Source organism: Streptomyces sp. NPDC050732 (genome assembly GCF_040654255.1).
In the GTDB taxonomy this organism is placed as follows: domain Bacteria; phylum Actinomycetota; class Actinomycetes; order Streptomycetales; family Streptomycetaceae; genus Streptomyces.
Window position 1 is genome coordinate 1 of the sequence record NZ_JBFAHP010000061.1, and the last position, 26,954, is coordinate 26,954.

Here is a 26,954-nt window from a genome sequence, read left to right on the forward strand (position 1 = left end):
GATGATTTCTCCATCGTCCAGCTGCTCCGCGTGCGCTCACCCGGCGATTCCCTCGTCGCCGCGGGCCCGCCACGACTATCCCGGGGTGCGTCATGCGCCAGGGCCGCTATCCCTCGGACACCACCAACGCCGAATGGGCACTAATCGAACCCCTGCTGCCCGTCCCCGCCTGCGAGACCCCGCGCGGCGGCCGCCCGGAGAAACATCCGCGCCGGGAGATCGTGGATGCGATCCGCTACGTCGTGGACACCGGCTGCAAATGGCGGGCCATGCCCTCGGACTTCCCGCCCTGGCGAACCGTCTGGGGCTTCATGTCCCGATGGGCCGCCTGCGGAATCGTCGGACAGATCCGCGATGAGCTCACCGCCCGCATCCGCCGCGAGCTGGGCAAAGGCCCCCGGGCGGTCGCCACGATCATCGACTCCCAGTCCGTGAAAGCAGCCTCCACCGTCACCCGCGAGTCCCGCGGATACGACGCGGGCAAGAAAATCAACGGCCGCAAACGGCACCTGGTCGTCGACACCCGCGGCCTCCCGCTGCTGGTCATGGTCACCCCCGCCGACCTCCACGACTCCGCCGCGGCCAAGGAAGTCCTCTTCCGGCTCCGCCTGATGCACCCCGAGATCACCATCGTCTGGGCCGACCGGGCCTACGCCGGCAAACTCGTGACCTGGGCCAAACAACATCTCAACCTGACAATCAAGACCGTCAGCCGGCCCAAGGACACCACCGGATTCATCGTCATCCCACGGCGCTGGGTCGTCGAACGGAGCCTTGCCTGGATGATGAACGCCCGCCGCCACGCCCGCGACTACGAGCGACTCGTCCAGCACTCCGAAACCCTCATCACCTGGGCCGCCATCACCGTCATGCCCCGCCGCATCACCCGCTGACCAGCCCCTCTGCCACCGCACTAGTCGAAACAGCTCTCGATGACCCGGCAGAACCGAAACAACTGCTCTCTGGCTGTGTAGGCCTGAGCGGGTTCTGGTCCACTTCGTGTGGTCGCGTGCGCAGGGTGACTGTCGATCTTCTCGTGCTGGCGGCTGAGATAGCCGGCAATCAAGGTAATCAGCCATACCCGAAGGCGACAGCCGGTCAGGGGTGGCCGTTCACGGGCTGCGGTTAACCCTTCCCGGCATCCGCCTCAGCCCTACGAGCGGCTCTCCACTCTCAGTCGCCCAGCACTTCCTGGAGCTTGGCAATCAGTGCGTCCTCTTCCACCGGCTTGGTCAGGAAGTCCCGGGCGCCCTGACGTTGGGCCCAAATACGGTCGGTCTCCTGGTCCTTGGTGGTAATTACGATCACCGGGATGCCACTGGTCTCCGGGTCCTTGCTCAGCTGTCGGGTGGCTTGAAAGCCGTTCATGCCGGGCATGACGATGTCCATCAGCACAGCGTCGGGCTTTTCCTGGCGGGCCATGGCCACGCCGTCGGCTCCGTTACTGGCCTTGAGTACCTGATGGCCGTGCTCCTCAAGCCATGCGGTCAAGCCGTACATCTCTGTCGGCGAGTCGTCAACAACCAGAACTCGGGCCATACCGTTCCTCCATCAAGACATTGCGCTGCGCCACGGTGCAGTAACGCTCGCGACAGTTGATCACGTGAGCTGACCAGTATCAGACCTCCGCAGCAGGGCACACCGGATTCTGGCCAATATGCCGCAATGGCGTCCGCTCCTGGGACACCTTGTGCGGTTCGGCGACGCTCAGTCACGCCAATAGAACGCGTTTGCGTAGGAGTTCGAACCCGGCGCGGCCGAACATCTGGCGTTTTAGCATTTTGATCCGGTTGACATGGCCTTCGACAACACCCGAGTTCCACGGCTGTGTGAGGCCAGCGATGACCGCGTCGAGGTCGCGTTCGAGATGCTGGGCGAACCGGCTGAGGCTGATCAGATCGGTAGTGCTTCTGGCCGAGGCGATCCACTCCGGGAGCTGTTCGCCTCGCAGGTCAGTGACCATGTGGGCGAAGGAGCGCACGTGCTCGGCGAGCGTTGCCAGCTCGGGGCAGCTCGCCAGTACGGCTTTGAGACGGAGCCGGTCGCTCTCCACCAGGGCGTCCGGGTGCGTGAGAATCCAGCGGGTGACGGCGCGAGCTGAGGGCGGCCGTGGCCCGACGGGCTGCGGCTTGCCGCGCAACACCCGGCTCACGTAGGTACGGACGTTGAAGTAGCCGTCCGGATACCCCTGTTCACTGATCTCCTCCCACAGTTTCCAGGCGTTGGTGCAGCCCTCCTGCCATCGCTGGTCGAGGTAGGGCTTGTAGGCGTCGAGTTTGGTCGCCCGGCTTTGCCACTGACCGGTAAACATTTCCTCAGGGGTAGCCGCGCGGGAGAAACGCAGGATGGTGTTGAGGGTCATCCCCAGCTGCCGGGACACGGACCTCTTACTGTGGCCGGCGACGAGGAGCGCGTGGATAGTAGCGTGCTTGGCGCGGGTGCGTTCGGCGAACCGCTGGCCTGTCGGCCAGGGTGACGATCCCACAGGCTCCGCCTGCTCATGCTCTTGGTCTGGCGCTCTCGGTGCGGAACGCAGGCAACTGCGGTGCTGGTAGACGCACTTCTCCGCTGCTTCGCTCAGGTTGTGCCAGAGGTGCCACCGGTCGGCGACCTGGAGAGCCTGCGGGGCTCCGCGAGTGGCGCCTTCCGCGAAGAAGGTGGCCCGGTCACGGCAGACAATCTCGATACCGGGCCGCTCGACCAGCCAGGCCGCGAGCGTGCCGGCTTCCCGGTCTGGTAGGAGGTCCACCGGTCGATGTGTCTCGACGTCGACGAGCACGGTTCCGTAGATTCGGCCCCTGCGCTGGGCGTATTCGTCAACACCGACCACACGGGGTGTCGCGGCGGGCGGGTCGGGCAGCGAGGCGATCAGCCTCAGCAGGGTGTTACGGCTGACCGGCATTTCGAAGGCGCTTGTCATCCGTGCACCGGCTCGGCCTGCGAGAGCGAGGCCCACCGAAATCAGCAGGGAGCGCAGCCGCTCGGTCCGCCGACCGAACCGGCGGGTGAGTCCCGGCACCTGCTCGGCGAACGTTCTGCGCGGGCACGACTCCTCCGCGCAGACGAAGCGACGCACCCGCAAAGACACCTCTACGAGTTTGCCGACCGCTGGCAGATCACGAGGAAACCGCAGGTAGGAGCCGTGTATTCGCCGTGACCAGTTTGCGCAATCCGGGCAGGCCGCCCGCTTGGTCGTCGTCCGGGCCTCGACCCGGACGATCGTGTCGGTCACTTCTACCGAGACCACCGATACGCCGTCGGCCGAGGGGAACAGGAGCTCGTCCAGTTGCGGCAGCACTTCGTTCACAGCGAAGGACTGTTGACCACACCGCATTCCGGTCGGGCGATTTTCGGGCGATCTCGAAACGCACCACACGAAGATCAACAGTCACCGTGCGTACACGACCACGCGAAGTGGACCAGAACCTCAGTTGGGGAGTCGTTTCGCGATGAGTGCGGGTGTCGCGTTCTGACCGACGTTGCGACGTCGGTTGGTTTTGACGTCAGTCGGGGCTTGTGGTGGGACGGTGCCGTGTGCTGTGGTTCCCGGGGCCTCATGATGAGGCCGAGGGCACCCGATCCCGAAACGCTGGGCGGTAGAGCGGACCTACGGCTGGCCCATGCTGAACCGCCGCCTGGCCCGCGACTACGAGACCCTCCCGGCCGCTCCGAACTGCGGACAACGTCTCCTCCGTGCACTGAGGTAGCTGATCGTTCCGGTTCTCAACTGACCGTGCCTCGGGGGCAGCGGGGATGGTCGACGTTGGCGGCCTCTTCGGTGGAGTTCTGAGCTGTTCTCAAGATCGCGTGTCGGCGCGAACAAGCCTGGGTGCGCATGGGTCCCGTCATATCCGAGCCAGAAAGACGAGGTCGTCGTGATCAGGCGGACAGCGGGCACGTCCCGTTGGGATGCTGCGTTCGCGCACCAGAGCCCGTAGAGGCCAGGAGCCTTGCCGGGGACCCGGGGTGGCTGGCGTTGTGCCTGCGCGCAGGGAGGGAGCCCTCGTGGCCGTTGACGAGCCCGCGGTGTCGCAGGACAGCACGACGGATGAGAGCTGGATCTTCACCGCTCCGCCGGAGAAGGTCCAGCGGGCGGAGGCAGCCCGCAAAGAGCTGGAGGCCATGGGTGCCGAGGTGAGCGCCGAGGCGAAGTGGTGGAGGTTCCAGCTGATCCTCAACCAGCAGGCGGTCGACGCCTACCTGGAGATCAAGCATTACATCGCGGACATTCTCGGCGAAGTCGTCAAGGAGCCTCTGGCCAGTCTCGTGGCCGTTGATGCTCATCCCCGTCGGGCTGGGCCCCAAGGAAGACCTGAACCTGTGGTGGACAGTGTTCGAGCCCGGCTCGGGCTGGAGCGACGACGAGCGGTTCGCCGACCACGAGTCGGGATCGAACCCGGCCCTGGCCAACTTCAACGGGCGCCTGGTCTGTGTGCACCGCGGCGATGTGGACGACCACCTCTGGTACACGGAGTACGACCCGGAAACGGGCTGGACCCGGGACACCAGGATGAACGGCCAGCGCAGCAGCCACGGCGTGGCCCTCGCGGTCCACAACGGCCGGCTGTACTGCGCCTACAAGGCGCACAACGAGACCCGGATGTGGATGACTCAGTTCGACGGCACCCGGTGGACCGACGGCATCCAGATGGAAAACCGGACCTCGCACGGTCCGGCACTGGCTTCGCACGGCGGATAGCTCCACCTCGTCCACCGCGCCTACAACAACAGCAGGATGTGGCACTCCACCTGGGACAGCACCAACGGCTGGAGCCGGGACTTCGAAATGCCCGGCCATGAGACCGCGTCGAATCCGGCCCTGATGGACTGGGACGGCAACCTTCACCTGGTCCATCGCGGGGGCACGGAGGACACGCTCTGGCACTCCGTCTGGGAAAAGGGCAAGGGCTGGGGCCCCGACTACAGGATGCACGGCCCCCGCAGCCTGGAAGGCCCGTCGCTGGCCGTCTACAAGGGCGACATGTACGTCATCCACCGCGGCCACGGCTACGGCGACCAGAGCCTGTGGTGGACCAAGCGTGACAAGGCGGGGAACTGGACCGTTGACATGAAGTTCCCTGGCCATCTCAGCGGGGCAGGGCCCGCCGCCGTCGTCTACCGCGACCCCAAGAACGGCACCAAGGACCAGCTCCTGGTCGTCCACCGCGGCTACGGCAAACGTGCTGCGGGCACCGACGCCGCCGAAGTTGAAGCCTTCCTCACCGCCGAACAGGCCGCCAACGCCGCCCAGAACCAAACGCCCTGAGCCTCACGGCTGATCGGCGGACCACAGGAATATGCCTGCTATGTGGAGGCCAGCCAAGAAGATGGTGGCGGTCTTCTCATAGCGGGTGGTGATGCCCCCGCTACTGCTTCAAGTGGCATCAAAAGCCATCGTGATTGATCACGTCGATACGTGTTCAGCGACTCCCGGAATCATCGTGAAACGACTCCCACTCGGAGGTTCTGGTCCACTTCCTGTGGACTTGCCCGAAGCCGTGATCGTCCGGCTGCGGCCGCTCGGTACTCGCAGGTCAGGATTTCTCGCCGACATTAGGCCAGAGCACCACTACAAGAAGCGAATCAGAGCCCTAACTCAGCTGGGCAGACAGACGTGTTCGGGCGTCAGCTGCCTCCTTCACCTGACGAGCCAAGAATGTCGCCGAGCGACTGGCCAGCGTCCTTCACCTCTTTGGTAACCGCAATCGAGCCCCCTACCGGAGTCCCGTCAATTTGCTTCACCAGCCCGGCGATGGCGCCCGTGTTCGCACCGGGAATCTGATCCAGGGGGTTGCCAGCGGACGGGTCCAACGCACCTCCCGTTGCGCTCCGGTCAGGGCTTTGGCCGGCGGACGGGACAACCGATCCACCGCCCAGACTGTCGCTTTGGTTCTGCGCCATCCCTGCACTCCTGACTGTACGAACGTCCGCTGCCGGTTCCACATCGACACCTCCAGACCAACAGCACGTCGCCGCCTTCGCATCTTGACGAGGCTGTTTGGGCCCTGCCGCCAGCGATCCGGCCGGGCCGATCACGGCTTCGGGCAAGTCCACAAGAAGTGGACCAGAGCCCACTCGGACCTCCACCACCACATGCTCGATCACAGTGGTGGGCCCGAGCGTTTGCTTGGCCTCTGAGTGCTCTAGTTGGTCCCTATGAGCGGCGTTGGTGGTCCGCAAGGTAGCGGGAGACGCTCATTCTGGGGCGGTTTTCGCAGTAGCAGGAACAGTGCGCTATGGCGCACTGTTGCCCGCCTGCTGAACCGAACCGGCGCCAAGACCACCCGCGACACGGGTGCAGGAGTCTCGGTACGAGCGTTCGCCTGTTGCCGTGAGCTTGGAGGAGGATGAGTGTCCATGTGTGGACTCGTTGCGGCGGTAGGTGAGGTCGACGTCCCGCTCTGCCGGGAGATGTTGGCCCGGATCGTGCACCGCGGCCCGGACGACACGGGAGAGACGCACCGTGGAGACGTCTGGCTGAGTCACCAGCGGCTGTCCATCATGGATCCGGCCGGTGGCCACCAGCCGCTCGCGGGGCCGGACGGTCGTTCCTGCCTCGTCGTCAACGGCGAGATCTACAACCAGTTCCATCTTCGGGAGGAACTGGGCCCGGAACGCTTCATGACGGGCTCTGACAGCGAGGCGGCCCTGCACGTGCTGCTCGTGGAAGGTCCCGCCGGACTGACCCGGCTGCGCGGCATGTTCACCCTCGCCCACGTCGACGAAGCCGGCTCGCTCCTTGTCGCCCGCGACGCCCTGGGGGTGAAACCGCTGTACTGGGCTCGCAAGGACGGCTGCGTCCTGTTCGCCAGCGAGCTGCGTGCCTTCGACCTGGCCGACCGTCCGCTGGTGGAGAGCTTCCCGCCGGGATGCTGCTGGAGCCAGCGAGGCGGTCTCGTCCGTTTCGCCGACGCCGTCCCGCCCCGGGTACGTCCCGCCCGGCGCCCGCAAAGTCCCGCCGCGCCGGGGCGGTGGGACGAGACACTGCTCAAGGCGGTGCGCGAGACGATCGTCAGCGCTGTGGAGGACCGGATGATGAGCGACGTCGGCATCGGCGTCTTCCTCTCCGGCGGCCTCGACTCGGCGATCGTCACGGCCGTGGCCGCGCAGTACGCAAGGCGTCACGGGCATCGCCGCCCGCTCCCGACATTCGCGGTCGGTACGCCCGGCAGTCCCGACCTGCTGGCCGCGCGCGTGGTCGCGGAGTATCTCGGCACCGAACACCACGAGGTGGTGATGAGCGCCGAGGACGCCGTGGCGGCGCTGCCGAGGACGGTGCGGGCGATCGAACACTTCGACGTGCATCTGGTGCGCAGCGCGGTGCCGAACCTGCTGCTCGCGGAGTACGCCTCGAAGCGTGTACGAGTCGTACTCACCGGGGAGGGCGCGGACGAGCTGTTCGCCGGCTACCCGGACTGCCATCGTGAGCCGTTCCTGGCCCCGGAGGCCCTGCAGGCCAGGCTGGTGTCGCTCGTGGAGGGGCTGCAGTGGGAGAACTTGCAGCGCTGCGACCGTACGACGATGGCGTACGGGCTTGAGGCCAGGGTGCCCTTCCTCGACCGGGACGTCATCGAACTGGCACTCTCGATCCCGCCGGAACTCAAGATGGTGGGCCCGGGCATCGAGGAGAAGAAGCTGCTGCGGGACGCCTTCGCCGGCTGGTTGCCGGAGGAGATCCTGCGACGCGGGAAGCTCCAGTTCGGCCACGGCTCCGGGGCCAAGGACGTCCTGACTGCGGGCCTGGCGCCGGCGGGCCCCACCGAGGCTCCCCTGGGCGATGCCGAGGAGGAGGCTGCCTTCTACACGCTGTGGCGTGCCGAGTTCCCCGGCGTCGATCCGGTGCGGGCCCTGGGCCGTTCAGCCCCGCTCCTCGCCGAGTGAAGTGACAGCACGACGAAACGCCTCAGCACAGCGGTCCCAAACTTCCGAGCCCTCCCGCAACGACAGCAGAAGGGGCCACAGGTCAGCGGAGAAAGCTCGGCTGGCCTCGGCCGGGACGAGGGAGGGCAGGTTGTCGATGGCGATGATGTCGAGGGGCCGGGGAACCTCGCACAGCCGCTGTACAGGGGTGGCCCAGTCGGTGACGTGGCCGTAGACGGGTAGGGCGTTGAGCTCTGAGCCCACGTCGCACGTCACATCGGCGATCACGGACAACCGCCGCTGTTCGTCGTCGAGGTCATCCTTCGTCAGGAACGGCGCTACGGGCCGACGGCTCACGATCGTGTTCACGAGGATGTCGTGCGCAAGCAGGGTGGCACGGTCAAGGTTCCGGGTGTCGTCGAGTCCCCAACAGGTCGGCTCGATGCCGGCCGCCAAGAGCGCGTCACGGGCCCCGCGCCCCGCGCGCCCGTTCGCACCGATCACTACGGCGGTGACGTCACCCGGGCGTCGGCCACCGGCCAGCCGTGCGCACAGTTCTTCCCTGGAGGACGGGGCGAGCGGCGCCGTCAGCGTGCCCCGGTGCCGGAGAACGGCCAGTGCGGCGCCCGCGTAGCCAGCCCAGTAGCCGAAGGCGACCATGCGATGCCCCTCGGCGTCGACGAGCTGTTCGAGGTCGAGCAGCGTGCCGCCACCGGACACGAAGCGCCCGAGCAGACACGGCGCCCCTGGCTGCCCCTTGTAGGCATGCCCGAAGAAGATGTGCCGATGGATCAGCCTTGCGGGTTCGTCGGGCAGTGCCTTGAGACCCAGGACGTAATCCGTAACAGGGCAGTGGCTCATCCAGCTGCCCTGCGGCGCGATCGCACAGCCGGCCTCGACGTACTCCTGGGCCGGAAAAACGCGCTGTTGGGACTCCTCCACCGTCAGGTGCACCCCCTTCATAATCAGGGTGCGGGCATCCTGGGGTGCCAGTGGGGCACGTCGCTCGGACTGCCGGGCTTCGTGTCGCATCCAAAGGCGCGGCATGTCGGGCACTCGGTCAGTCTCGGCCGCAGGCACTCACCGCTGGGTCCGCCGCGCCGTGCCCGGCCCTTGAGAACCTGATGTGGAAGTCCTCTACACGTAAGCGCTAGCCACTGCTTGCTATGGATCTGATTGCGGGTTGACGCACGTGGAGTTGGAGCCGAGACATGTCGCCGGCGATGGGAGAGCCAACGTCCGGGCCGCTGGGGGTGAGCCTGAGGTCCGTGAGCGCGAAGGTCGGGGGTGTCTCGCGTGCGAGGTATGACCAGATCGTGAGCGAGGACCGGCAGCTCGTGCCGGACGAGACGAAGATCCAGTTCAAAATCGGGGACGACGCCTTGGAGATATGCCCGTTGCGCGACTGGGGCGGCTCCCAGCCCGCGGCGAACGAGGACCTGTTCGGGGTACGCGAGACGTTGGAAATGTTCGCCGACGACATCGGCGTCTCCTGCAGCCAGGTACGGACCTGCCGGTACACGGTCGGCCGGTGGCCGCGTGACCCCCGTGTACAGGGCGTCCCGTTCGAGATCCACCGCATCCTGGAGAAGCTGGACGACCGCTTAGAGCGGATCGCCAGCCCGCCCGACCACCCGCGCAACAGGTAGCTCCAGTGGACAGGGTATGCCGCGAAGCGGCAGGTGGACACGCCGGTGACCTTGCCGCGATCAGGCCGATGACCCGGCACCTCACCGGCCCGCCCGTCTGCCCCACCTCAGCCCGCCCTCGGCCGGGCGAAGCGCTCAAAGCGGCCTGAGTGACGTGCCGGAGGGTGCAGTCCGATCCGGTCGGCCCCGCCTGTTACCCGGCGCTGAAAAGCCCACGAAGGCGGCGTTCACGATGCTTACAAACGGAACAGCGACGCCCCGCCGGAGGGCTGCCTGGGGAGTGGCTCGGTGGGGCGCCTCCACGGCGGGGTGAAGACTGTGGGTCACAGACCGAGTTTCTCGGCGGCCATCTTGGTTCCCCTGACGCGTGCTTCGATCTTGACGAAGGCGATCTCGCGGGAGGTGGAGGTGTCGTCGGCGAACGGTGAGAATCCGGCGTCGTCACAGGTACCGAGGCGTGCGGGCGGGATGCACGAGGCCGCTTCCAGCACCCGATCCGTCACCTCCTCCGCGGTTTCCACGCGGGGGTCGATCGGGTCGATCACGCCGATGAACAGCCGCTGGTCATTGGTTGAGGAGTCGCGGGCGACCTTGAGTGCCCGCTCCGGCTCGGACTCGCTCGCCATCTGGAGGTAGAAGTTGCCGGCCTTCAGCTGGAAGAACTCGGAGAGCAGTTCCGTGTAGTCGACGTCCAGACTGTGGGCGGAGTCCTGGTCGGCACCCGAGTGGGTGTGCACCCCGATCCGGGCCCGCTCGGCCGGACTGAACCGGCCGAGGACCTCGTTGTCGAGCGCGATGAAGTCGCGGAGCAGTTCCTTGCTCGGGGACAGCTTGAGCGCCAGCCGCCCATGGCCGTAGTCGAGCTGGACGGAGGCGGCGCCCGCGTCGAGGCAGCCGCGGATCTCCTTTTCGCTCTCGTTGGCGAGATCGCGCAGGAAGGCTTCGCGGGAGTAGCAGGAGATGGAGTCGGCGGGGTAGAGGAGACTGAGAAAGGAAGGCGCCACCACTGTCTGCTTGACCGGACGGCTGGCGACCTTGGATGCGGCGCGCAGGTAGGTCTGCGCGAAGGTCCCGTACCGGAACGGTCCGGAGACCAGCCGGGGAAGCTGCCGGGTGTGCCCGTCGGCGTAGGGGATCTTGACACCGTCCGGAGACAGATTGCCCAGTCCGGTCAGCGGATAGGTGTACGCGCTGGGCTTGGACTGATCGCCGTCCCCGACGACAGGGCTTCCCGTGGCCTCCAATCGGGTGATGGTTTCGTTCACGGCACGTCCTTGAAGTCGTGTCAGGCCAGCGAGGTCGAGTCGGCCGGCGGCGTGGTCGGCCATACCCTCAAGCAGGTACTGAGGCCGGGGGATGCTGCCCGTCAGTTCTGTGGGGATGCTCATGCCGGGAACCCTAGAAGTCCCACGTGCCACGACACACCGCATCCGCCTGCTCCCCGGAAAGCGGGGTCCCTTCGTCACCCGATCGGGTGGTTGCCACACAGGGAGAGCTTTTCCTGCCCAGGCCAGTGATGGGGCTGGCACCATACACGCGACTTACATGCAGGGGGGCTTCCAAATCAGGTTCTGAGTATCACCAGGAGCCGATGGCCGCTCTGTGGCGCCTCGTCAACAAGCGTCGCGAAAGTCACTCGTGCGTGACTTTCGCACCCTGCTTCCTCCCAATCTTGCTGCAATTGATCTCTGACCGTCTGTAGTGGGCGGTCGGTGAGCGGTGAAGGGATGACGATGAGCACTCCCCAGACGTCAGCCACGGGCGGCGAACCTCCCGCCCCTTCGATCAGCACCCTTGCAGGGGCCGGAAACGCGCACTTCGGCGGCGACGGCGGTCCGGCCACTGCAGCCCAGTTGAACAACCCGTCGGGCATCGCAGTGGATGCCGTAGGCACCCTGTACTTCTCCGACCGGACCAACCATCGGATCCGGAAGATCACCACCGACGGGAAGATCAGCACGGTCGCCGGAACGGGCACCAAGGGGTTCGGTGGTGACGGTGGCCTCGCCACCGCCGCTCAGCTGAATTTCCCGCGCGGGGTGGTAGTGGACAGTGCCGGCGTCCTCTACATCGCCGACCACGACAACTTCCGTGTCCGCAAGGTCACCACCGACGGGAAGATCAGCACAGTTGCCGGGACCGGCACCGCGGGATCCGGCGGCGACGGTGGCCCGGCCGCGAAGGCCCAGTTGAAACGCCCGTACGGACTGGCGGTGGACAGTGCCGGCGTCCTCTACATCGCTGACCAGGAGGACCACCGGGTCCGGAAGATCACCACCGACGGAAAGATCAGCACAGTTGCCGGGACCGGAAGGCCGGGATCCGCAGGCGACGGCGGCCCAGCGAGTTCAGCCCAGCTGCAGAAACCGTATGGGGTGGCGGTGGACGGCGAGGGCGTCCTGTATATCGCCGATGGTGACAACCACCGGGTCCGCAAGGTCACCACGGACGGGAAGATCAGCACGGTCGCCGGCACCGGCACCGCGGGGTCCAGCGGGGACGACGGCCCGGCCACCTCGGCCCAGCTGAACAAACCCCTGGCGGTGCTGGTGGACAGTGCCGGTGACCTCTACATCGCCGACCACAAGAACCACCGGGTCCGCAAGATCACCAGTGACGGGAAGATCAGCACGGTCGCCGGCACCGGCACCGCGGGGGCCAGCGGGGACGACGGCCCGGCCACCTCGGCCCAGCTGAACTATCCATTCGGGCTGGCTGTGGACTGCGTCGACACTCTCTACGTCGCCGACTGGGGCGGGCACCGCATCCGGAAGGTTGCGTCGGCGAAGATGGCTGGCCTGCCCGATACGGGCACGGTCGTCTCCTGGGCCAGCGTCCGCAGCAGGCTGCGGCTGGGGGTCTCGCGCGAGTCCATGAAGGACGGGGCCGAGATCCACCAGTCACTCGCCTCTCCCAGGGCCCACCAGCGGTGGCGGCTGCTCGCGGCCGGCCAGGACAACGGCGAGGTCCTGTACCGGATCGAGAACGTGCGCAGTGGCAAGGTCTTGGAGGTTGTCGGAGCGGGGACGGCGGACGGGGCGGCGCTCGCCCAATGCACCTACGAGGGTGCCGACGCAGGCCACCAGCAGTGGAGGCTGATCCCGGTGGGCTCCGTGACCGACACTCCGCGGGTGTACGAGATCGCCAACCGCCACAGCGGTCTGCTGGTGCACGTCGGCAGCAACGCTCCCACGGCGGTCAAGCAGCGCGGGGCGCAGGGCGATCACCGCGACCGGCAGTGGCAGCTGCTCCCCGTCTGACACAGAGCGCGGGGTCAGGGGCGCCCTCGCTCCTGACCCCGCGGCAGGCGGGCGCTACTCGGAACGATCCGGCTTGTCGGCAGACGCCTTGGGCGCCTCGGGCTTCTTGGCCTCGGGAGCTGTCGGCTTGGGCTGCATGCACTCGCTCTTCTTCGGCATGTCGTTCAGGTCCCCGGGCTTCATGAGGTCGTCGCGGCCAGTCACCGTTTCGCTCGACTTCTGCATGCCGGCGGCTGCCGCCTCGGACACTGAACCGGGATTCTGGGCGTACTGGGCCTGCGTGTTGGCCGATGCCTGAGTGCCGTGGACGAAAGCGCCGAGGAAGCCCAGGACGACCCGTGCTTCGGGCAACTGCTCCTGCACGGTCTTTGCCCGGTCGGTGGCCCCGTGGATCGCGTGGGTGTACAGACTCGTGCTCGTGTCGTCGTAGGTTTCTTCGTCGGAGTCCTCGAAGTCGACGTCCGTCCCCGGCCGCGGCCTGTCGTGGCCGGCGATCACGGAGAAGAGCCCCGCTCCCTTGCTGGCGGAGTCGAAGACGTTGTGGAACACCATGGCTGTCACCTCTGGTCGTCTTTGGTGGCGGTGTCGCCTGCCGTATCAGGGCTGCTTGGACAGGTCGCGCTCGCTGTCGGTCAGCTTCTCGCCGGCGAACATCGTGTGGTGGACCTCCAGGGCGGAGACGACCTCGGCCAGGCCCTTCATGCGAAACCCGCCGTCCGCCAGGCCGATCTCGCTGATGTCGCGGGCGACCAGCCGCTCCAGGCCGGGATAGTCCCCGTTCTGCGGGGGCGACAGGACGGCCACCGGCACCGCGTACTCCACCGCGAGCAGCCCGGAGAAGGTCACCGGGATCTCGTACGTGTACTGCCTGCGGGCCCGGCGCTGGGTCACCAGGGTCTCCACGCGGGACTTGGCCGGGACTTTTCCGCTGATCTGTGATTTGGAGGCCCAGCTGGTGTTCAGGGAACCGCCAACGGAGGCCGCGACCCCCTGCGCCAGCGCGGCATTGAGCCCCGCGGTGCCCGAGGCGCTGCCCGTGGTCGTGAACGCCGTCGATCCCGTCACCGAACCGGACGCGGAGTTCGTCATCCCGTTGGTCATACCCATGTCCGTCGCGTTGGCGTTGTCCATGCCCACGCTGTCCTTGCTGTTCTTGCTGGTCATGGTGTTCGAGTTCTTGTTCGTCATCTCGTTCTTGAGCTGCGTCTGCAGCTGCGCCTGGAGGTTGAGCCCGAGCTGCAGCTGGAGCTGCAACTGCAGCTGCGCGCTGACGCTGCCGCCGAAGGTCAGCTTGGTGTCTCCCGACAGCGACCAGGTGGCCCCGTTCGACACGGTGAAGTCGACCGAGTCGGTGAAGCTCATGTCGTCGTCGCCGCGGTTGACGTAGACGCGCGAGGAGAACGTGTCGGGCGGCGGCTGGGCGATGTCGCCCCGCTCCTCGATCAGCGGCTCCCCCAGGTTCATGTAGGCCAGCCACCCCAGGTCGAACGCCGGCCTGCCGGTGAAGGCGCCGAAGCGCAGTTTGTTCATGGAGAACCCGACGGGCTTGTGCCGCACGCCGTAGTCGTCGACGTAGACCAGGCTGGGATGGCCAAGGATGGCTTCTGGGGCCTGCGCGATGCCGAGTTCCCGCAGGTTCTTCTTGGTCAGTGGCTGGCGCTTGGCCCGTTCCAGGTTGTACGCGTTGGAAGGCAATTTCTGTCCTCGACTGATCCGGCCGAATCCGCGCTCGGTGAAATGGAAACAGGAATAGAAACACGTCCCGTCGAGCGAAGCTAGCACGGGCCAGCATTCCCCGAGAAGCCTATGTTGGTATTCACGCCCAAACAGGTGATCCAGACTGTCAAGTCGCTCCGGAGGAGCCCGGGCGGAGAAAAGAATAATTCACGCGCAGGGGTGGTGTGACCTCAGACCTTGCCAGTTTTGACGGCATTTGTTCCGATCGCCTATTCGCTTTTCGAGAATCGTTCGATCGCGACGCATTGACCGCACGGTTATGCCGCGCGATAAATCATGTACTGAGTGCCCGACGCGTTGTTCTCCACAGCAGGAACAGGTGAGGTTTCCGCGATGTACACCCAAGAACGTACAGCGATGTCGAATTTGGTGGTCGGCGGTCCGGTGGCGGTGAACAGCTACGACAATGCGATCGTGGCGGCCCTGGTCGAGAACCGGCCGGTCATGCTCGTCCACGCCTTCAACGGCGGCTACCTGCGGCCCGCCGAGCTGAAGGAGGAGAGCCACGACAAGGGGGTCAAGCTGGCTACCGCGCTCGACCCGGCCACGAAGGAGGCACAGGGTCACCTCTGGTACGTCACCCCCGGCGGCTTCTTCGGGCAGCGGCCGCTGTACTTCCTTGAAAGCGCAGCGGGTCAGGTGACGCCCCCGCCCGCCAAAGCGGCCGACACCGACGCCGGGCGCGGTGACGACGGTGCGCCCAAGGCCCGGCGCAGGCGCGTCACCGTCCATCAGGACGCCCCCAAGAGCACCGCCGACACGGTGCAGGTCGGGCTGCCGGAGAAGGTCGGCGACAAGTGGCGGGGGAAGAACGGCGCGAGGGAGGACACCCAGCTGTGGGCCGTCACGGTGACGCCGTGGGGCGGGATCACCTTCGTGCCGATCACCCACCCCGACACCATCCTGGGGTTCAAGGACCACGTGGTGACGGCCGACAGCGAGGTGCGGCTCACCTACAACTGGGGCGGGGACTTCACCGGAACGGTCATCAACACCTTCTACCCGCGGCTGCCCAGCGAGTGGAACGTCCCCTACCACCACGTCTTCACGTGATCTGCGGCCGTCATCGCCCTGCCCCTGGCACCAGTCCCCGCCCGCACCGCCTGGAAGAGGCACCACGATGCCCGTGCCCACGCAAGAACTGACTCTGGAGATCGTCAACGCCGCCACCGGGCAGACCCTCACCGAAGGGGCCGCGCCGGGCGCTGACGGAGCGCTGGTCGTCCGCGATGTCCCCGAGGACGGCCCGAGCCCCGAGCAGTGGCAGCTCACCCCCGTCCAGGCCGCGCAGGGCGGGGAGTCGCAGGAAGAGCCGGCCTACGTGATCCGCAACGCGGCCGGCGGCAAGGTGCTCGACATCCTTGGCAGCGCCGGCGCCGAGGACCGCGGGGTGCGCCAGGTCGCCGCAGGCACCGGCGCCGGCAAGAAGAGCCAGCAGTGGCACCTCGTCCCGGTCGAGGGCGAACCGGGCCTCTACTGCATCGAGAATGTGACCGACGGCGCCGTTCTCGACCTCGCCGAGCCCAGGGACGGCACTGAAGACATCCGGCTCGTCCTGCGCGAGTACGACGACAGCGCGCAGAGCCAGCGCTGGCGGTTCGTGACGACCGAGCCCGAACGCACCAGCGACCCGGTGCTGCACTGGGCACCCCTGAGCCACTGGAACAGCCGCCAGTCCTGGCGCCTGGACCACTCTGTCGCACTGCGCCCCGCCCCCGACGCCACCCCCAGCTTCAGCAACGTGCTGACGGTCCTCGACCGGTTCGGGAGCAACCCGGATGCCGGCGGGTGGCAGACCGACGGGGCCATCCACCCTCCTGGCAGCCAGCTGGGCTGCTGGGCCGGCATCGGCGCCCGCTTCCTCGCCGACACCACCGGAGAAGGACGCGCCGACATCGTCGGGATCAAGCCCGCGAAAGGGGCCGTGACCTCCTCCGGCCGAGGCGACGGAACCTTCGACGACGAACGCGTCCTGCACCCGCCCGCACCCTCCGCGAGCCCCAAGGACCTGTGGACCCTGGCGGACATGACGGGCGACAGCAGCCTCCACGCCGTCGTGCTCACCGCTGACGGCGTGCGGATCTCCCCCAAGAAAGAGGACGGCACCTTCGCGCCCGCGAGCGGCGAGCCGGCCCTCAAAGCGTTCGGCCACGGCCCGCAAGGCGGCAACTGGCTCGCCGACAAGCACCCCCGCTTCCTCGCCGACACCACCGGCAACGGCAAGCTCGACATCATCGGCTGCCACGACGACGGCGTCTGGATCTCCCTCCAAAACGAAGAAGGCGCCTTCGCGCCGCTCAGCGACGAACCCGCTCTCCGTGCGTTCGGCCACCATGAGGAGGCCGGCGCCTGGCTCCTCGACAAGCACCCCCGCTTCCTCGCCGACACCACCGGCAACGGCAGGCTCGACATCATCGGCTGCCACGACGACGGCGTCTGGATCTCCCGCCAGGACGAAGAAGGCACGTTCGCCGAACCCCTTTACGTCCTTGATGAGTTCGGCACCGGCCAGGGCTGGAGTACGTCCGCAGAGCACCCGCGCTTCCTGGCCAGCACCACCGCCGGCGAAGCACTGGACCTCGTCGGCTTCGGCCCGCAGGGCGTCGTCGTCTCCCGCGGACGCGGCGATGGCACCTTCGAGCCCGCACAACTCGTCCTGAACGACTTCGGGCACGCCCAGGGATGGACCGGCGCGAAACACCTCCGCCTCCTCGCCGACGTCACCGGCGACGACAACCCGGACATCATCGGCTTCGGCAACGAAGGCGTCTGGGTCGCGCACAACCGTGGAGACGGCCAGTTCGAGCAGGCCCAGCTGGTGTGCCGCGGATTCGGATATAACGACGACGCGGGCGCCTGGCGGATCAACCGCCACCCCCGCTTCCTCACCGACCTCACCGGCGACGGACGCGTCGACATCGTCGGCTTCGGCGGCCCAGGCGTACACGTGGCCCGCAACCTCCACCGCCGCTTCCGCACCCGATAACTTCCCGGCGTACCTCCTCAGCGCGTGTCCTGGTGGGCGTGGACGGCGCGGCCCGCACCGAAAGCAGACCGCCGCGGCAGCGCGCAGAAGACCTTGCGGTCCTCACCAAGCGGCTTGCCTGCAACGGTGTCGTTCCGGTACCCGCCCACTTCTAGCTGCCGGGCCAATTCCTTCACCCAGGTGCTGAAGAAAGCTCAAAAGCTCGCGAAAGAAACAGGCGTGACCCTGGAGGAGGCTCGCAAACAAGTCCAGGGCAACGAAGAACTGGGGTGAGTGACCTGTGACCGGCGGGCGCCCGACCAGGCGCCCGCCGAGCCGTGCTGGAGCCCCCAGTCGTGATCCGCGGTCCGCGCATCTCCCTGCGTGCTGAGCGTCGAAGTTGTCCATCCGGGCCACTACCGTGCTCAGTCACACGTGGTGTGACTGAGCACGGTAGATGGCAACTGAGCGGGCTACCTGTCACTTCTGAGCGACACGGTTGTCAGTTCCGGTGCTGGCCTGTGGAGATGAGCGCGGTACTGGCGATCGGTGCCAGATACAGCGCTTTGTCACAGTTATGACTGAACCCTACGTCAACGGGCTAGCTCTAGTGGCGGGCCCGTGCCGCCGAGAGTGGTATGGGACCCATGAGACCTACACGGACACTCCTCGGTGTGGTGGCACCGCCTTCCTCGGTCTTCCCGCAGTTGCCGCCCACGCGGCGGCCCCGGTACAACGTGCAGACGGGCCGGTACCGGTCTGCCTCACTCCCGGCCTCAATACGACAGGAGTCGTACAAGAGGAAGGGGATGTTTGTTTGGGTACGCAGTACCAGTGCGTCACCGACGCCCCGGTCGGATCGAACTCGACACGGCCGTGGAAAACTGCCGCCCTGCCTAATTGCGCAGTACCGAGTTGCCCTTACTCCCTTGTCGTCACTGTCCAGGGACACGCCAAGAGCTGAGCACCCCACTTGGCAATCGGCGCCAGATAGGGCGCTCAGTCACAGTGGTGTGACTGAGCGCTCTACCTGGCAAATGAGCGAGCTATCTGTCACCCCTGAGCGTCCTAGTTAGCACTTCCTGAAGCGCTCGAAACGGGCATACGCGCACATGCGGGCATAGGTCATATGCGCCACTCTGGTGGTATCTGCTCACCCAGCGAGAGGAGCGTCTCATGGGCATCGAAGATGGACTCGGCGAAGCTGCCGACCAGGCAAAAAAGGTCGTCACCGGATCCGGCGAGGACCAGCCGGACAAGCAGCAGGACGACAGCAGGGACGAGCTCAGGGAGGGGGCGGAAGAGGCAAAGGGGGAGGTCAATATCGGCAAGGAGAACAATATGCCCGGTCGGCCCGGTAGCGGCTGGTAGAAGACCTTCGCCCGGATCGGTCAGCGTCGATGACGACTGTCTCTGGGACAACGCCCAGGACCTCATGCCCCGACGGTCGGGGTCAGCAGCGATCACTGGGGATTTCGAGCGCTCTATCTCGCGAGCGTTGCCAGATAGAGCGCTCAGTCACACGTGGTGCCCCGTGCCAACGTAGGGAAGGTTGATCACAGCAGGGCAAGGGCTTGGGGCGGCCGACCCGAGAAGCACGGGCGAGCGCATTGCCCCGTCAATATTGGTTCGGTCACGGCGACCGAAGGGCAGCGTGGGCACAGCAGACCGACGAGGCCAAGGAGGCCGAGACACGATGCCCGAGCCCATTCCTAACGACCTGCGCTGCCCTCGCTGCGGTGACCTGCCGGAGCCGCTCATCTGCCTCGGCCACAAACCCGACGGCACGCCCGCCACGGATACACCCGCTGCGATGCTCGCGCTCGAAGCCGAACTCGACCTCGACGATGACGCCCGCCGCCGGGCCACCGGCGCCGCGCTCACCGACGCCCAAACCGTCGCGATACTGCGCGCCATGGCCAACGACCCCGAACTGGGCACCGGCAACACAGCGCCTTAAACAGGGGCGATGTCGATTCAACTTCGATGGCAATCGCTCAAGGAATCGGTGGCACAGGACACATGGCTAGGCTGCCGCAGTGATCGAGTCCTTGCCGCTTCCCGGCGACCCCTCCGAGCTGCACCTGCGTATCGTCTACGCCGACACGCTGAGTGACACCCCCCATGCGGACGCGCTGTAAGAATGGAGCGTGGAGATCCTCCACCGTCGCCGGGTGCACGACAGCAGCCGCTGCCCGGCGGCGCCCGGTGCGTGCGAAGCAGAACACTGCCCGGCGCATACCGTGAGTGACAGCACGGCCGGTTCGATGACCTTCTTCCGTGTGCACCTTGACCGCGGGCGCAACGCGTACGCGGCCATGGAGGAGGAGTCGGAGGACCTCTACGAGATCGCCCAGGTCCTCCTTGACCCCGCCACCGGCTACTACACCGACGAGGTCGGCGAGCTGCTGGAGTACAGCGGTTCCGCCCTGCTCGTCATGGACCGCGTCACCCTGCGCGAGGAGTGGAGGGGGCGAGGCTTGGGCATGATCCTCGCCTCAGAGGCCATCTTTCGGCTGATGCCCGGATGCCGAGCCGTGGCGTGCTCGCCCGGCGTCTCCGACCTGAGCGCGGACAGCCTGCGCAACGAAGCCGAGTGGGACCGCGTCACGGCCAAAATCGCCAGAGGGTGGGAGCGGATCGGGTTCCTCCCGTACAGGGACACCGTCTTGGTGCTGTCGCCCACCTCGCTGGTCCTGGAGGAGCAGCGAGGCCAGCTCCGCCGCCGGCTCGTGGAACTCGGAGCCGCCTGGTCGGCGGCAACACGCGCGTAGACGACGGCTCGACCGTTTGGGCTGCTCGGTGCCTGCGGCGCCGCACTCGGCAGTTCGCCGGGGGCAGACAGGAAAGATCACGGAAGGGCTGGCGAAAGCCGCCAGGGGCATGTCAACGTAGACGACCTTCCCCGAAACACCAGGTCAGAGAGGTGATGCCCGTGACCGTGGACGCGTCCACACCCGGATTTTCCACCACCACCGACGCGCTGCGGCCGCGTTCGTGGCAGCTGGGGCCAGGCCAGCCAGCGATGGTCACCGACCTGTTCAAGGCGGAGTTCTTCAACCTCGTCGTGGACGACCGAGCTGATGTCCATGTCAACAGCAAGGACGGCCGCTTCTACCTCGGATGGTTCCCGCTGGGGCGCCCCGGCACCCACGGCGACGGTTGGACGCTCGCCGTCACCGGCACCGCCAAGGTCCCCGGCTACCGGATCCGCTTCGACACCGAAACGCCGGCGGAGATCGTCGCGGCCACGGTCCAGCGCGTGCTGGCCACCTCCCGGCCGCTGTGAGCCACCCACTGCGCGGCTCGGAGCTGCCGCGCACGTACGGCACGTACCCTGCCCTGGGCCCCTGGCGGGGCGCCCGTTACTGCAAGGAGAACACTTTGGCCCCGGAGCTGACCGTCGGCGACCTGCTGGAGAGCCTGTCCGCCAGCGACCGCGACGCGGTGGTCCGTCTGTGGATCAACCCCTTCGCCCGCACGGCTCGCCGCCTGGGCGGCGTAGTCCCCACCCGTGACGACGCCGACCGGCCGGTGGTGTTCATCGCCGAAGCCAAGGGCACCGAGCCGCTTGGCACACTGCCCGAGCCGACCGTCGGCGACCTGCTCGACCAGCTGTCGGCCTGCGACCGCACCGCCGTCGTGCAGCTCGCCCTCAACCCCGACTTCCCGATGGCCCACCGCGCGGGCCCCGTTGCCGCTGCCCGCGACGAGCAGGGCCGACCCGTGCTGTTCCTCACCGAGCCGGAGGAGGCCGAGCAACTCGGCCCCCTCCTGCCCGACGTCGCGGTCGCACTGACCTGGCACGAACCGACCGAGGCCCCGCCGCGCCGCCGACGCGGCACCCGCCCCAGCGGCGGGAAGTGAACCACCCCCGAGCCCACGGAGGCGCCCCTGCACCCGCACCATCCCTCTGACTCCTCCTACCCCGTCTCGCCGGACCCGGTGCGCTGGGTCACCCCGCGCCATCTGGCTGGCGACGACGATGCCCTCGCCGAGCGGATCGGCGACACCCTGACCGGTCTGGGCTGGCGCATGTGGCCGACCGCCCGAGACACCCTGCTGTATGTGAGCCCGGACGAGCTGCGCGGCGCCGAATGGATCCTGGCCAGCAGTCCGTTCACGCTCGGCGGCCTGCGGGTGGCCCTGCAGATCTCCGCCCGCTCGGACACCGTCAGCGCCCTGGTGCAGTGGAACGCCTACTTCACCACCGGGGTGCCGCACGAGGCACTGCACGACTTCCTCGTCGCGCTTGACGCCAGCGCGGTGCCCGACAGTGGCTTCGAGGAGCCCGAGGCAGTGGTCACGGCGCTGAGCGCCCAGGGCTGGATCCGTGACGTGGACCGCCCCCGCACCGCCGCCACGGACCCGGGCTTCGCCTCGCACGTCTCGCTTGAGATGCTGCCGGACCTAATCGCGGACGCCGACCTGCGGGAGGACCCTATGGGCTGGCAGGCATGGGCCGAGCCTACGTTCGGCGCCCCCTATCTGTGGTGCGCGAACTTCAGCCCGAGCGTCCCCAACGAGCTGGTCGCCATCTTCGCTTCCTCGCTCGCCTGCCCGCTCCCGGTGGCGCGCCATCGGCTGCCGCAGAGCGCGGAGAAGCGCCTCACCATCATCCACCGCGGCTGACCCGGGGCCCGGCCCGGCACGGCCGAGGCGTGAACTGTAAGCGCCAGAGAGCGTGTTGACCCAGCCCGTAGCCCGGCAGGCCCTTGGCCTGCCGGGTTTTCGTCATGCGCGTAGTGATATCCGCCCTTGGAACCCCGGGGGGAGCGGTGATCTGATGAATCCATGATCACGTCGATCCGTCGTCCTGGCTCTCGTGAGCAGACCGTCTGGCCCGGAATGCGTCCGTCGCTGTGCGCCCTTCTGAAATGGACGGCTTCCGACACCTACCACTGGCTTCGGGACGGTTACGGACCACATGCTCCGCCGCCCGGCGAAGAGACCTTCACGGACGTCCATATCCGTCATCTGCGCCAGGCCATGGGCAGTCGCGTCAAAGTCATTCAGTTCAATAAGGAGCAGGAGAGTTTCAACGGAGCGGACTGGGAGTTGTGGATCCACAACCGATCTCACGGACTGGGGTTCCGGATCCAGGCCAAGCGAGAGTCCAAGGAGAGGCAATACGGCTTCCGCTACTGGCTGGAGGAGCGTGACGCGTTCCAGTGCGACCTGCTCATTCACGACGCCCAGGCCGCTGGCTGCATCCCCGTGTATCTCCTGTACAACTATGAGGCGTGGGCGGTCCGAAAGGAGGCGGCGCAGTTGCTGTGCGGGCATACAGCCCCTGACCTTTCGCACTACGGCTGCTCGCTTCTGTCGGCCCACCAGGTTCAGGCACAACTCTTCCGGCAGGCCCTCGGCGTCAGTCGGCGGGTTTCCCATGTGCAGCTCAGGGAGATCTCCGCGCCGTGGAATCAGGTGCTGTGCGACGAATCTGGCGCGCAAGATCCTCGTGGCACCGGCCCGTTGAAGGCCATCCAGCGTCGGGCCGAGGCCATGGAGCGCTCCGGGTGGGCGACGCTCCAGAGCGTCGACCGCGGCGACTTCACCTCCCCTAGCCACGCTTGCGGAGGGACGTCCGAGGCCAGCGTCGGGACCTGGTTCGGCGATGCGGCGGCTGAAGAGGTCCGCGAGCCGGTACTACGGACGCTTCCGGACCGTGTGCTCGGCTTGTTGGATGCGAACCCGCTGCGCCCGCCGGAGCCGCAGACCCCTACCCGCGCGGTGGTGCTGTACGACGTGACCAGCGCCGAGGAGACGATGAACGACTTCGTGGGGTGCGTGCGTTCCTAGCGGCAGACGACGATACGACGGTGCCCCGGTCGCTGCTGGGCAGCGGCCGGGGCACCGTCCTCGGAGGGGGCGCTTAGCGGGACTGGGCCTTGGCGAGCGCCTTGTCCAGGTGGGCATCGACGAGGGCCGGGGCCCCGGCGATGATGACCACCACGGTTCCGGTGCGGATCGCCGTCTGCTTGACGACGCTGCGCTGTCCGCCGGCGGAGTAGGTGAACAGCTGGCTCCACCGCTCCTCACCGAGTTTGGGAGTGGTGGTGGTCTGGGTGGTCATGTCGATGGCGGTGCTACCCGAGACGACCTGGTACTTCGGGCAGGAGGCCATCGCGTCGAAGATGCGGCCGACACCGTCGGACAGCTTGGTCGCGGTGTCGCTGTAGAGCTCCTCGCTCACCTCGGAGGTGCCGTCGGCGCCGTACGTGAACGCGGTCTTCGCCTTGCGCGGGAAGTCGAGGTTCCCACCGGTCGCCGCGTCCCCGCCGAGGTTCTCCAGCGCCGGACAGCCGATCACCGAGACATCGTCGTCGTGTTGGGCGCGCACCGCCTTGCGTACGTAACCCTCGCCCAGGTCCTGCGCCGTCAGGAGCCGCTTACTCAACGTGGCCGAGGACAGCGGCGTGGTGCCTGCGGTGCCGCTCTCGCTGGGGGACGAGGAGGTCGCCGCCGGTGAGGTCCCCGAGGAGCCGGAGCTGTCATCGGAGCAGCCGGTCAGGGCCAGTGAGGCGAGTGTGGTCAGGACGAGAGCGGTCGTGGTGTGGCGACGCATGCGGAACCCCTTTGATGAGCGGCGCGGACGGTCTGACCTCGGCCGACACGCGATCCGCTGCCGGCGGGTAGGGGGTTCGGGGGTCAGTGGCCCAGGTGACGCAGGCCGTCATCCAGCGTGGGGTGGAAGTGGTCCACCGGACCGGAGTTGCGGTTGTACCAGGCTGGGTCCAGGCGCGGCTCGGCGGTGTTGTGGCCGGCACGGCAGCGCAGCCAGATCGTGTCGTCGCGCATGCTGCAGACGATCCAGTCCCGGTACGCGCCGCACTGCGGGCACTCACGTACCTCGCCGTCGATGACGAGCGGCTGCTCCCAGCGCATCATCAGCCCCTCGACCTCGTGGCGGGAGGGCACACGAAGGTCCGGCGGCGGGAAGTCGGGCACCTCCTCGATGCCCCCACCCTGGGCGGGCGGCGCCGGCTCGGCAGCCGGGCTGGCGAAGTCAGGCGCCTGCCAGGTCGCGTGCATCTGCAGCATCGCCTGGCCGGCGAGCTGAGCGTCACGGAACTCGCGGTCCGCGCGTCGTCGAAACATTCGTCCCCCTCTTCGTCGTTCATCGGCCACACGGAGAGTGCCCGAAGCCCCTGACCTGCTGCAACTTGCAAATTCAGGAATCATCTCGACTTCCTGGGCCGGGTGTAGTGCCCGGCGGAGGGCCGCTTCGGCCGCCCGGCGCTCTGCGGCGTGGCGGTGTCGGCCTCGGGTATGGCAGAGGCGTCGGCGGGCAGGTCGGCCAGGCGGCGCAGCCGCCAGACCAGGACGTCGCTGACCGACTCGGCGGTGTCGAGTTCGCGGCGTGCGACGGCCTCGGCGAGCAGGGCAGCGGGCTCATGGCCAGCGGCTTCGACGTCGGCGAGGGTGGCGGCGAGCGCGTGCCAGCCGGACTCGGCGAGGATCTGCTCGGCCAGCTCCGGCACCGCCTGACGCACATGGGCCGCCTGGCGGCGCTGGAGCGGTTGGGAGAGACGGCGGCCACGGTGGCGCAGCACGGCCATCGGATGCTGGGCTGCGGACTGGTAGGCGGCGCGCAGGTGTTCGGCGGCCTGGCGGGCAGCAGCGGCCTGCTGGGCGTGGTTCTTCTTGCCATGCCAGTGTGCCGCGGCGATGACCAGGAAGGCGATCATGTCGATCACCATGGCGGTGGTAGCGCCATCCTCTCCGCGCCCCAGGGCCGGCCCGCCGTAGATGAGGTCGCGGGCGGCCTGGCGCAGGGCGCGATCGTGACCGCGCTCGGCTCGTACGTGGGAGCGTGAGGCACGCTCGAAAGCCCGTGCCGCTTCACTGAGTTGCTTGCGGGTGTGGGCGGCGGAGGTCTTGGCGAGGGCGTCGAGGACCTCGCCGGCCGCCGCGATGTGGGCTGCGGCCTGACCGTCGTCGCCGTGGTCGATGATCAGGATTGCCTGCCAGGCAGCGGCTGTTGCGCGGCGCCGTGCCCGTGCGGGACCGCTCGGTGTGCTGGCACGATCGTCTGGAACTGCAGCGGGGTCCTGTTGGGTGGCGGACCAGCGTTCGCGGATGCGGGCCAGGGAAAGGTCGGGGGCGAGTTTGGAGCCGGGATAGAACACTGGCTCACCGTCCCTGTTGTGGTCGTCAGCCAGCGCGACCTTGTAGCCGAGCAGGTCACCGGAGGGCGCGCGGCGTTTGCGGACGAGCAGCCCGGCGGCGGCCAGCCGGTCGAAGAACTCCTCATCGCTGGTAGCGCCGGCCACGGCCCGGCGGACGGTCTCGCGCAGCTCCTCGCGAGCGGTCTGCTCACGGCCTTGGCGTTCGGCCTTGTGGCGCTCGGCGCTGGTGGGCCTCTTCGCGGCGGTGCCGTCCCCAGGATTGATCCGCTGCAAGTCGTATTCGGCCTCAAGGAGCCGGGCCTCGGCCTGGGCGCGTTTGCCGGAGCGGTGGTGGTTGGGACGGCGGCCGTCCTCGCGTACGAGGGTCGCGATGATGTGGATGTGGTCATCGGCATGGCGGACGGCCGCCCAGCGGCAGCCCGCTCCGTCGCCGGGGTCGATGCCGGTCGCGGCCACCATGCGGCGCGCGATCTGCCCCCACTCCTCATCGGACAGGATGCGGTCCTCGGCCGCGTTTCGTACGGACAGATGCCACACGTGCTTCTCGGGGCGCTGGTCGGGGTCGAGGAGCTGCAAGGGTTGGTCGAGGAGCTGCTGGAGGTCCCTCTTCGTCGCGCTCGGGTCACGGCCGGGGTCGGGGGCCATACCGTCGAAGGAGGCGACCAGGTGCGGGTCGATGTGCTCCTCGTGTGTGCCCTTGCCGTAGAGGTACTTGAGCAGGCCATGAGTGTCGCTGCCCTGTTTGTGGACCTGGGGAATCAAGCCGCCTCGCCTGCTTGCCGGTTGGCGACCCGGTCAGCGGCGTCCTGCACCGCCTTGGCCGCGCGCTGAATGTCGGCGATGACCGCCCCCAGGTGAGGTACCTCGCCACCAGAGTTGAGGGCCTTGGCGACTTGGTTGAGGTTGCTGCCGGCCCAGCCGAGCTGGCGGCGCGCGGCGAACAGCTCAGTGAGCACATCGCGTTCGGTGGCAATGGCCGCGGCGGTGCGGGACTGATCGCGGGACATGGCCAGGCCGGAGTAGGCGAGGAAGCCCGCCGTGCTCATGCCGACGGCGTCTGCGCCCGCTTGGATGAGAGCGTGCTCGGGTTCGTTGAGGCGGACGCTGTGGGCGCGGCGCTGCTTCTTGTCGCGCGGGCGCGACTTCCCCTTGGACCGCCCGGAACGGGCGGGCCTTGGCTGCGATCCGCCCTCGGTCGCAGCCTTCCCGTTCGGCGCCCCCTGGCGCTGGACGGGCCCCGCCACCCCTGGGGCGGGGGCTCGCGGTCCGCGAACGCCGGGAAGAGGGCGTAGATCTCGTTCCGCGCGTACTTCGCGTGGTAGACGTCCGAGCCGAGCGGCAGCGCCTCCCA

The 26,954-nt window shown here is 67.6% G+C and carries 26 protein-coding genes and 2 pseudogenes; 16 read left to right on the forward strand and 12 right to left on the reverse strand.

Annotated elements, in window-relative coordinates; translation table 11 throughout:
- The first annotated feature begins 92 nt into the window (after positions 1–92).
- Positions 93–893: an IS5 family transposase gene (locus AB0H82_RS35355; protein WP_362999631.1), complete on the forward strand. Its 801-nt coding sequence runs from the start codon at positions 93–95 to the stop codon at positions 891–893.
- A 280-nt stretch (positions 894–1,173) separates the two neighbouring features.
- Here the strand turns inward: AB0H82_RS35355 and pilH are convergent, their stop codons facing one another.
- Both pilH and AB0H82_RS35365 read right to left on the reverse strand, forming a co-directional pair.
- Positions 1,174–1,539: a twitching motility response regulator PilH gene (gene pilH / locus AB0H82_RS35360; RefSeq protein WP_362999632.1), complete on the reverse strand. Its 366-nt coding sequence runs from the start codon at positions 1,537–1,539 to the stop codon at positions 1,174–1,176.
- A 172-nt stretch (positions 1,540–1,711) separates the two neighbouring features.
- Positions 1,712–3,307 carry an ISL3 family transposase gene (locus AB0H82_RS35365; RefSeq protein WP_362999633.1) on the reverse strand — a complete coding sequence of 532 codons (1,596 nt, stop codon included), beginning with the start codon at positions 3,305–3,307 and terminating at the stop codon, positions 1,712–1,714.
- A gap of 259 nt (positions 3,308–3,566) precedes the next feature.
- On the opposite strand from AB0H82_RS35365, the pseudogene AB0H82_RS35370 reads away from it, so the two are divergent.
- The 3 genes and pseudogenes from AB0H82_RS35370 to AB0H82_RS35380 form a co-directional block, all read left to right on the forward strand.
- Positions 3,567–3,707: pseudogene (locus AB0H82_RS35370) on the forward strand (IS5/IS1182 family transposase); the annotation flags it as partial.
- Between the two features lie 569 nt (positions 3,708–4,276).
- Positions 4,277–4,699, forward strand: a complete 423-nt coding sequence (locus AB0H82_RS35375; protein ID WP_362999634.1) for a hypothetical protein — start codon at positions 4,277–4,279, stop codon at positions 4,697–4,699.
- 36 nt (positions 4,700–4,735) lie between these two features.
- Positions 4,736–5,266, forward strand: a complete 531-nt coding sequence (locus AB0H82_RS35380) for a hypothetical protein (protein ID WP_362999635.1) — start codon at positions 4,736–4,738, stop codon at positions 5,264–5,266.
- Between the two features lie 359 nt (positions 5,267–5,625).
- Here the strand turns inward: AB0H82_RS35380 and AB0H82_RS35385 are convergent, their stop codons facing one another.
- On the reverse strand, positions 5,626–5,901 hold the full coding sequence (locus AB0H82_RS35385; protein WP_362999636.1) for a hypothetical protein: 276 nt from the start codon (positions 5,899–5,901) through the stop codon (positions 5,626–5,628).
- Positions 5,902–6,357: 456 nt separating this feature from the next.
- Between AB0H82_RS35385 and asnB the strand changes: the two genes are divergently transcribed.
- Entirely contained in the window at positions 6,358–7,881 is a 1,524-nt protein-coding gene (gene asnB, locus AB0H82_RS35390) for an asparagine synthase (glutamine-hydrolyzing) (protein WP_362999637.1), read from the forward strand.
- Here the strand turns inward: asnB and AB0H82_RS35395 are convergent.
- Complete coding sequence (locus AB0H82_RS35395) at positions 7,858–8,916, reverse strand: saccharopine dehydrogenase (RefSeq protein ID WP_362999638.1); 1,059 nt, start codon at positions 8,914–8,916, stop codon at positions 7,858–7,860. The two genes, asnB and AB0H82_RS35395, sit on opposite strands and share 24 nt — an antisense overlap.
- 212 nt (positions 8,917–9,128) lie before the next feature.
- On the opposite strand from AB0H82_RS35395, the gene AB0H82_RS35400 reads away from it, so the two are divergent.
- On the forward strand, positions 9,129–9,509 hold the full coding sequence (locus AB0H82_RS35400; protein ID WP_362999639.1) for a hypothetical protein: 381 nt from the start codon (positions 9,129–9,131) through the stop codon (positions 9,507–9,509).
- 323 nt (positions 9,510–9,832) lie between these two features.
- On the opposite strand, the gene AB0H82_RS35405 is transcribed toward AB0H82_RS35400, so the two are convergent.
- Positions 9,833–10,897, reverse strand: a complete 1,065-nt coding sequence (locus tag AB0H82_RS35405) for a 5-methyltetrahydropteroyltriglutamate--homocysteine methyltransferase (RefSeq protein ID WP_362999640.1) — start codon at positions 10,895–10,897, stop codon at positions 9,833–9,835.
- A 345-nt stretch (positions 10,898–11,242) separates the two neighbouring features.
- Here AB0H82_RS35405 and AB0H82_RS35410 point away from each other — a divergent pair, with 345 nt between their 5' ends.
- Positions 11,243–12,769: an RICIN domain-containing protein gene (locus AB0H82_RS35410; protein ID WP_362999641.1), complete on the forward strand. Its 1,527-nt coding sequence runs from the start codon at positions 11,243–11,245 to the stop codon at positions 12,767–12,769.
- 54 nt (positions 12,770–12,823) lie between these two features.
- On the opposite strand, the gene AB0H82_RS35415 is transcribed toward AB0H82_RS35410, so the two are convergent.
- Positions 12,824–13,321: a hypothetical protein gene (locus AB0H82_RS35415; protein WP_362999642.1), complete on the reverse strand. Its 498-nt coding sequence runs from the start codon at positions 13,319–13,321 to the stop codon at positions 12,824–12,826.
- Between the two features lie 45 nt (positions 13,322–13,366).
- Complete coding sequence (locus AB0H82_RS35420) at positions 13,367–14,464, reverse strand: hypothetical protein (protein WP_362999643.1); 1,098 nt, start codon at positions 14,462–14,464, stop codon at positions 13,367–13,369.
- 375 nt (positions 14,465–14,839) lie between these two features.
- Between AB0H82_RS35420 and AB0H82_RS35425 the strand changes: the two genes are divergently transcribed.
- From AB0H82_RS35425 to AB0H82_RS35465, 9 genes are all read left to right on the forward strand, one after another.
- Entirely contained in the window at positions 14,840–15,559 is a 720-nt protein-coding gene (locus tag AB0H82_RS35425; protein ID WP_362999644.1) for a hypothetical protein, read from the forward strand.
- 67 nt (positions 15,560–15,626) lie between these two features.
- Complete coding sequence (locus AB0H82_RS35430) at positions 15,627–17,492, forward strand: RICIN domain-containing protein (RefSeq protein ID WP_362999645.1); 1,866 nt, start codon at positions 15,627–15,629, stop codon at positions 17,490–17,492.
- 1,155 nt (positions 17,493–18,647) lie between these two features.
- The gene (locus tag AB0H82_RS35435; protein WP_362999646.1) at positions 18,648–18,842 is read left to right on the forward strand and encodes a hypothetical protein; all 195 of its coding nucleotides are present in this window, start codon (positions 18,648–18,650) and stop codon (positions 18,840–18,842) included.
- 325 nt (positions 18,843–19,167) lie between these two features.
- On the forward strand, positions 19,168–19,431 hold the full coding sequence (locus AB0H82_RS35440) for a hypothetical protein (protein ID WP_362999647.1): 264 nt from the start codon (positions 19,168–19,170) through the stop codon (positions 19,429–19,431).
- A 283-nt stretch (positions 19,432–19,714) separates the two neighbouring features.
- Entirely contained in the window at positions 19,715–20,245 is a 531-nt protein-coding gene (locus AB0H82_RS35445; protein WP_362999648.1) for a hypothetical protein, read from the forward strand.
- Positions 20,246–20,406: 161 nt separating this feature from the next.
- A complete protein-coding gene (locus tag AB0H82_RS35450) occupies positions 20,407–20,760 on the forward strand; it encodes a DUF317 domain-containing protein (RefSeq protein WP_362999649.1) in 354 nt (117 codons plus the stop codon).
- Positions 20,757–21,338: a hypothetical protein gene (locus AB0H82_RS35455; protein WP_362999650.1), complete on the forward strand. Its 582-nt coding sequence runs from the start codon at positions 20,757–20,759 to the stop codon at positions 21,336–21,338. Before AB0H82_RS35450 ends, AB0H82_RS35455 begins: the two co-directional genes overlap by 4 nt.
- A 78-nt stretch (positions 21,339–21,416) precedes the next feature.
- Positions 21,417–22,103: a DUF317 domain-containing protein gene (locus AB0H82_RS35460; protein ID WP_362999651.1), complete on the forward strand. Its 687-nt coding sequence runs from the start codon at positions 21,417–21,419 to the stop codon at positions 22,101–22,103.
- A gap of 162 nt (positions 22,104–22,265) precedes the next feature.
- Entirely contained in the window at positions 22,266–23,273 is a 1,008-nt protein-coding gene (locus tag AB0H82_RS35465) for a DUF6615 family protein (protein WP_362999652.1), read from the forward strand.
- Between the two features lie 73 nt (positions 23,274–23,346).
- On the opposite strand, the gene AB0H82_RS35470 is transcribed toward AB0H82_RS35465, so the two are convergent.
- The 5 genes and pseudogenes from AB0H82_RS35470 to AB0H82_RS35490 form a co-directional block, all read right to left on the reverse strand.
- Positions 23,347–24,039 carry a hypothetical protein gene (locus tag AB0H82_RS35470; RefSeq protein WP_362999653.1) on the reverse strand — a complete coding sequence of 231 codons (693 nt, stop codon included), beginning with the start codon at positions 24,037–24,039 and terminating at the stop codon, positions 23,347–23,349.
- 83 nt (positions 24,040–24,122) lie between these two features.
- Positions 24,123–24,572, reverse strand: coding sequence for a hypothetical protein (locus AB0H82_RS35475; RefSeq protein ID WP_362999654.1), 450 nt, complete (start codon positions 24,570–24,572; stop codon positions 24,123–24,125).
- 80 nt (positions 24,573–24,652) lie between these two features.
- Positions 24,653–26,365: a relaxase/mobilization nuclease domain-containing protein gene (locus AB0H82_RS35480; protein WP_362999655.1), complete on the reverse strand. Its 1,713-nt coding sequence runs from the start codon at positions 26,363–26,365 to the stop codon at positions 24,653–24,655.
- Positions 26,362–26,649, reverse strand: a complete 288-nt coding sequence (gene mobC / locus AB0H82_RS35485; protein WP_362999656.1) for a plasmid mobilization relaxosome protein MobC — start codon at positions 26,647–26,649, stop codon at positions 26,362–26,364. The genes AB0H82_RS35480 and mobC overlap by 4 nt, the downstream gene beginning before the upstream one ends.
- Positions 26,650–26,855: 206 nt before the next feature.
- Positions 26,856–26,954 (reverse strand): annotated as a pseudogene (locus tag AB0H82_RS35490) (DUF3830 family protein); the annotation flags it as partial.

Bases quoted from the DNA above. Each gene is read 5' to 3' on its own strand.
- AB0H82_RS35355 (WP_362999631.1), top strand. From the start codon at position 93: ATGCGCCAGGGCCGCTATCCCTCGGACACCACCAACGCCGAATGGGCA.
- pilH (WP_362999632.1), bottom strand. From the start codon at position 1,539: ATGGCCCGAGTTCTGGTTGTTGACGACTCGCCGACAGAGATGTACGGC.
- AB0H82_RS35375 (WP_362999634.1), top strand. From the start codon at position 4,277: ATGCTCATCCCCGTCGGGCTGGGCCCCAAGGAAGACCTGAACCTGTGG.
- AB0H82_RS35380 (WP_362999635.1), top strand. From the start codon at position 4,736: ATGTGGCACTCCACCTGGGACAGCACCAACGGCTGGAGCCGGGACTTC.
- AB0H82_RS35385 (WP_362999636.1), bottom strand. From the start codon at position 5,901: ATGGCGCAGAACCAAAGCGACAGTCTGGGCGGTGGATCGGTTGTCCCG.
- asnB (WP_362999637.1), top strand. From the start codon at position 6,358: ATGTGTGGACTCGTTGCGGCGGTAGGTGAGGTCGACGTCCCGCTCTGC.
- AB0H82_RS35405 (WP_362999640.1), bottom strand. From the start codon at position 10,897: ATGAGCATCCCCACAGAACTGACGGGCAGCATCCCCCGGCCTCAGTAC.
- AB0H82_RS35410 (WP_362999641.1), top strand. From the start codon at position 11,243: ATGAGCACTCCCCAGACGTCAGCCACGGGCGGCGAACCTCCCGCCCCT.
- AB0H82_RS35415 (WP_362999642.1), bottom strand. From the start codon at position 13,321: ATGGTGTTCCACAACGTCTTCGACTCCGCCAGCAAGGGAGCGGGGCTC.
- AB0H82_RS35425 (WP_362999644.1), top strand. From the start codon at position 14,840: ATGTACACCCAAGAACGTACAGCGATGTCGAATTTGGTGGTCGGCGGT.
- AB0H82_RS35430 (WP_362999645.1), top strand. From the start codon at position 15,627: ATGCCCGTGCCCACGCAAGAACTGACTCTGGAGATCGTCAACGCCGCC.
- AB0H82_RS35435 (WP_362999646.1), top strand. From the start codon at position 18,648: ATGGGCATCGAAGATGGACTCGGCGAAGCTGCCGACCAGGCAAAAAAG.
- AB0H82_RS35440 (WP_362999647.1), top strand. From the start codon at position 19,168: ATGCCCGAGCCCATTCCTAACGACCTGCGCTGCCCTCGCTGCGGTGAC.
- AB0H82_RS35465 (WP_362999652.1), top strand. From the start codon at position 22,266: ATGATCACGTCGATCCGTCGTCCTGGCTCTCGTGAGCAGACCGTCTGG.
- AB0H82_RS35470 (WP_362999653.1), bottom strand. From the start codon at position 24,039: ATGCGTCGCCACACCACGACCGCTCTCGTCCTGACCACACTCGCCTCA.
- AB0H82_RS35475 (WP_362999654.1), bottom strand. From the start codon at position 24,572: ATGTTTCGACGACGCGCGGACCGCGAGTTCCGTGACGCTCAGCTCGCC.
- mobC (WP_362999656.1), bottom strand. From the start codon at position 26,649: ATGAGCACGGCGGGCTTCCTCGCCTACTCCGGCCTGGCCATGTCCCGC.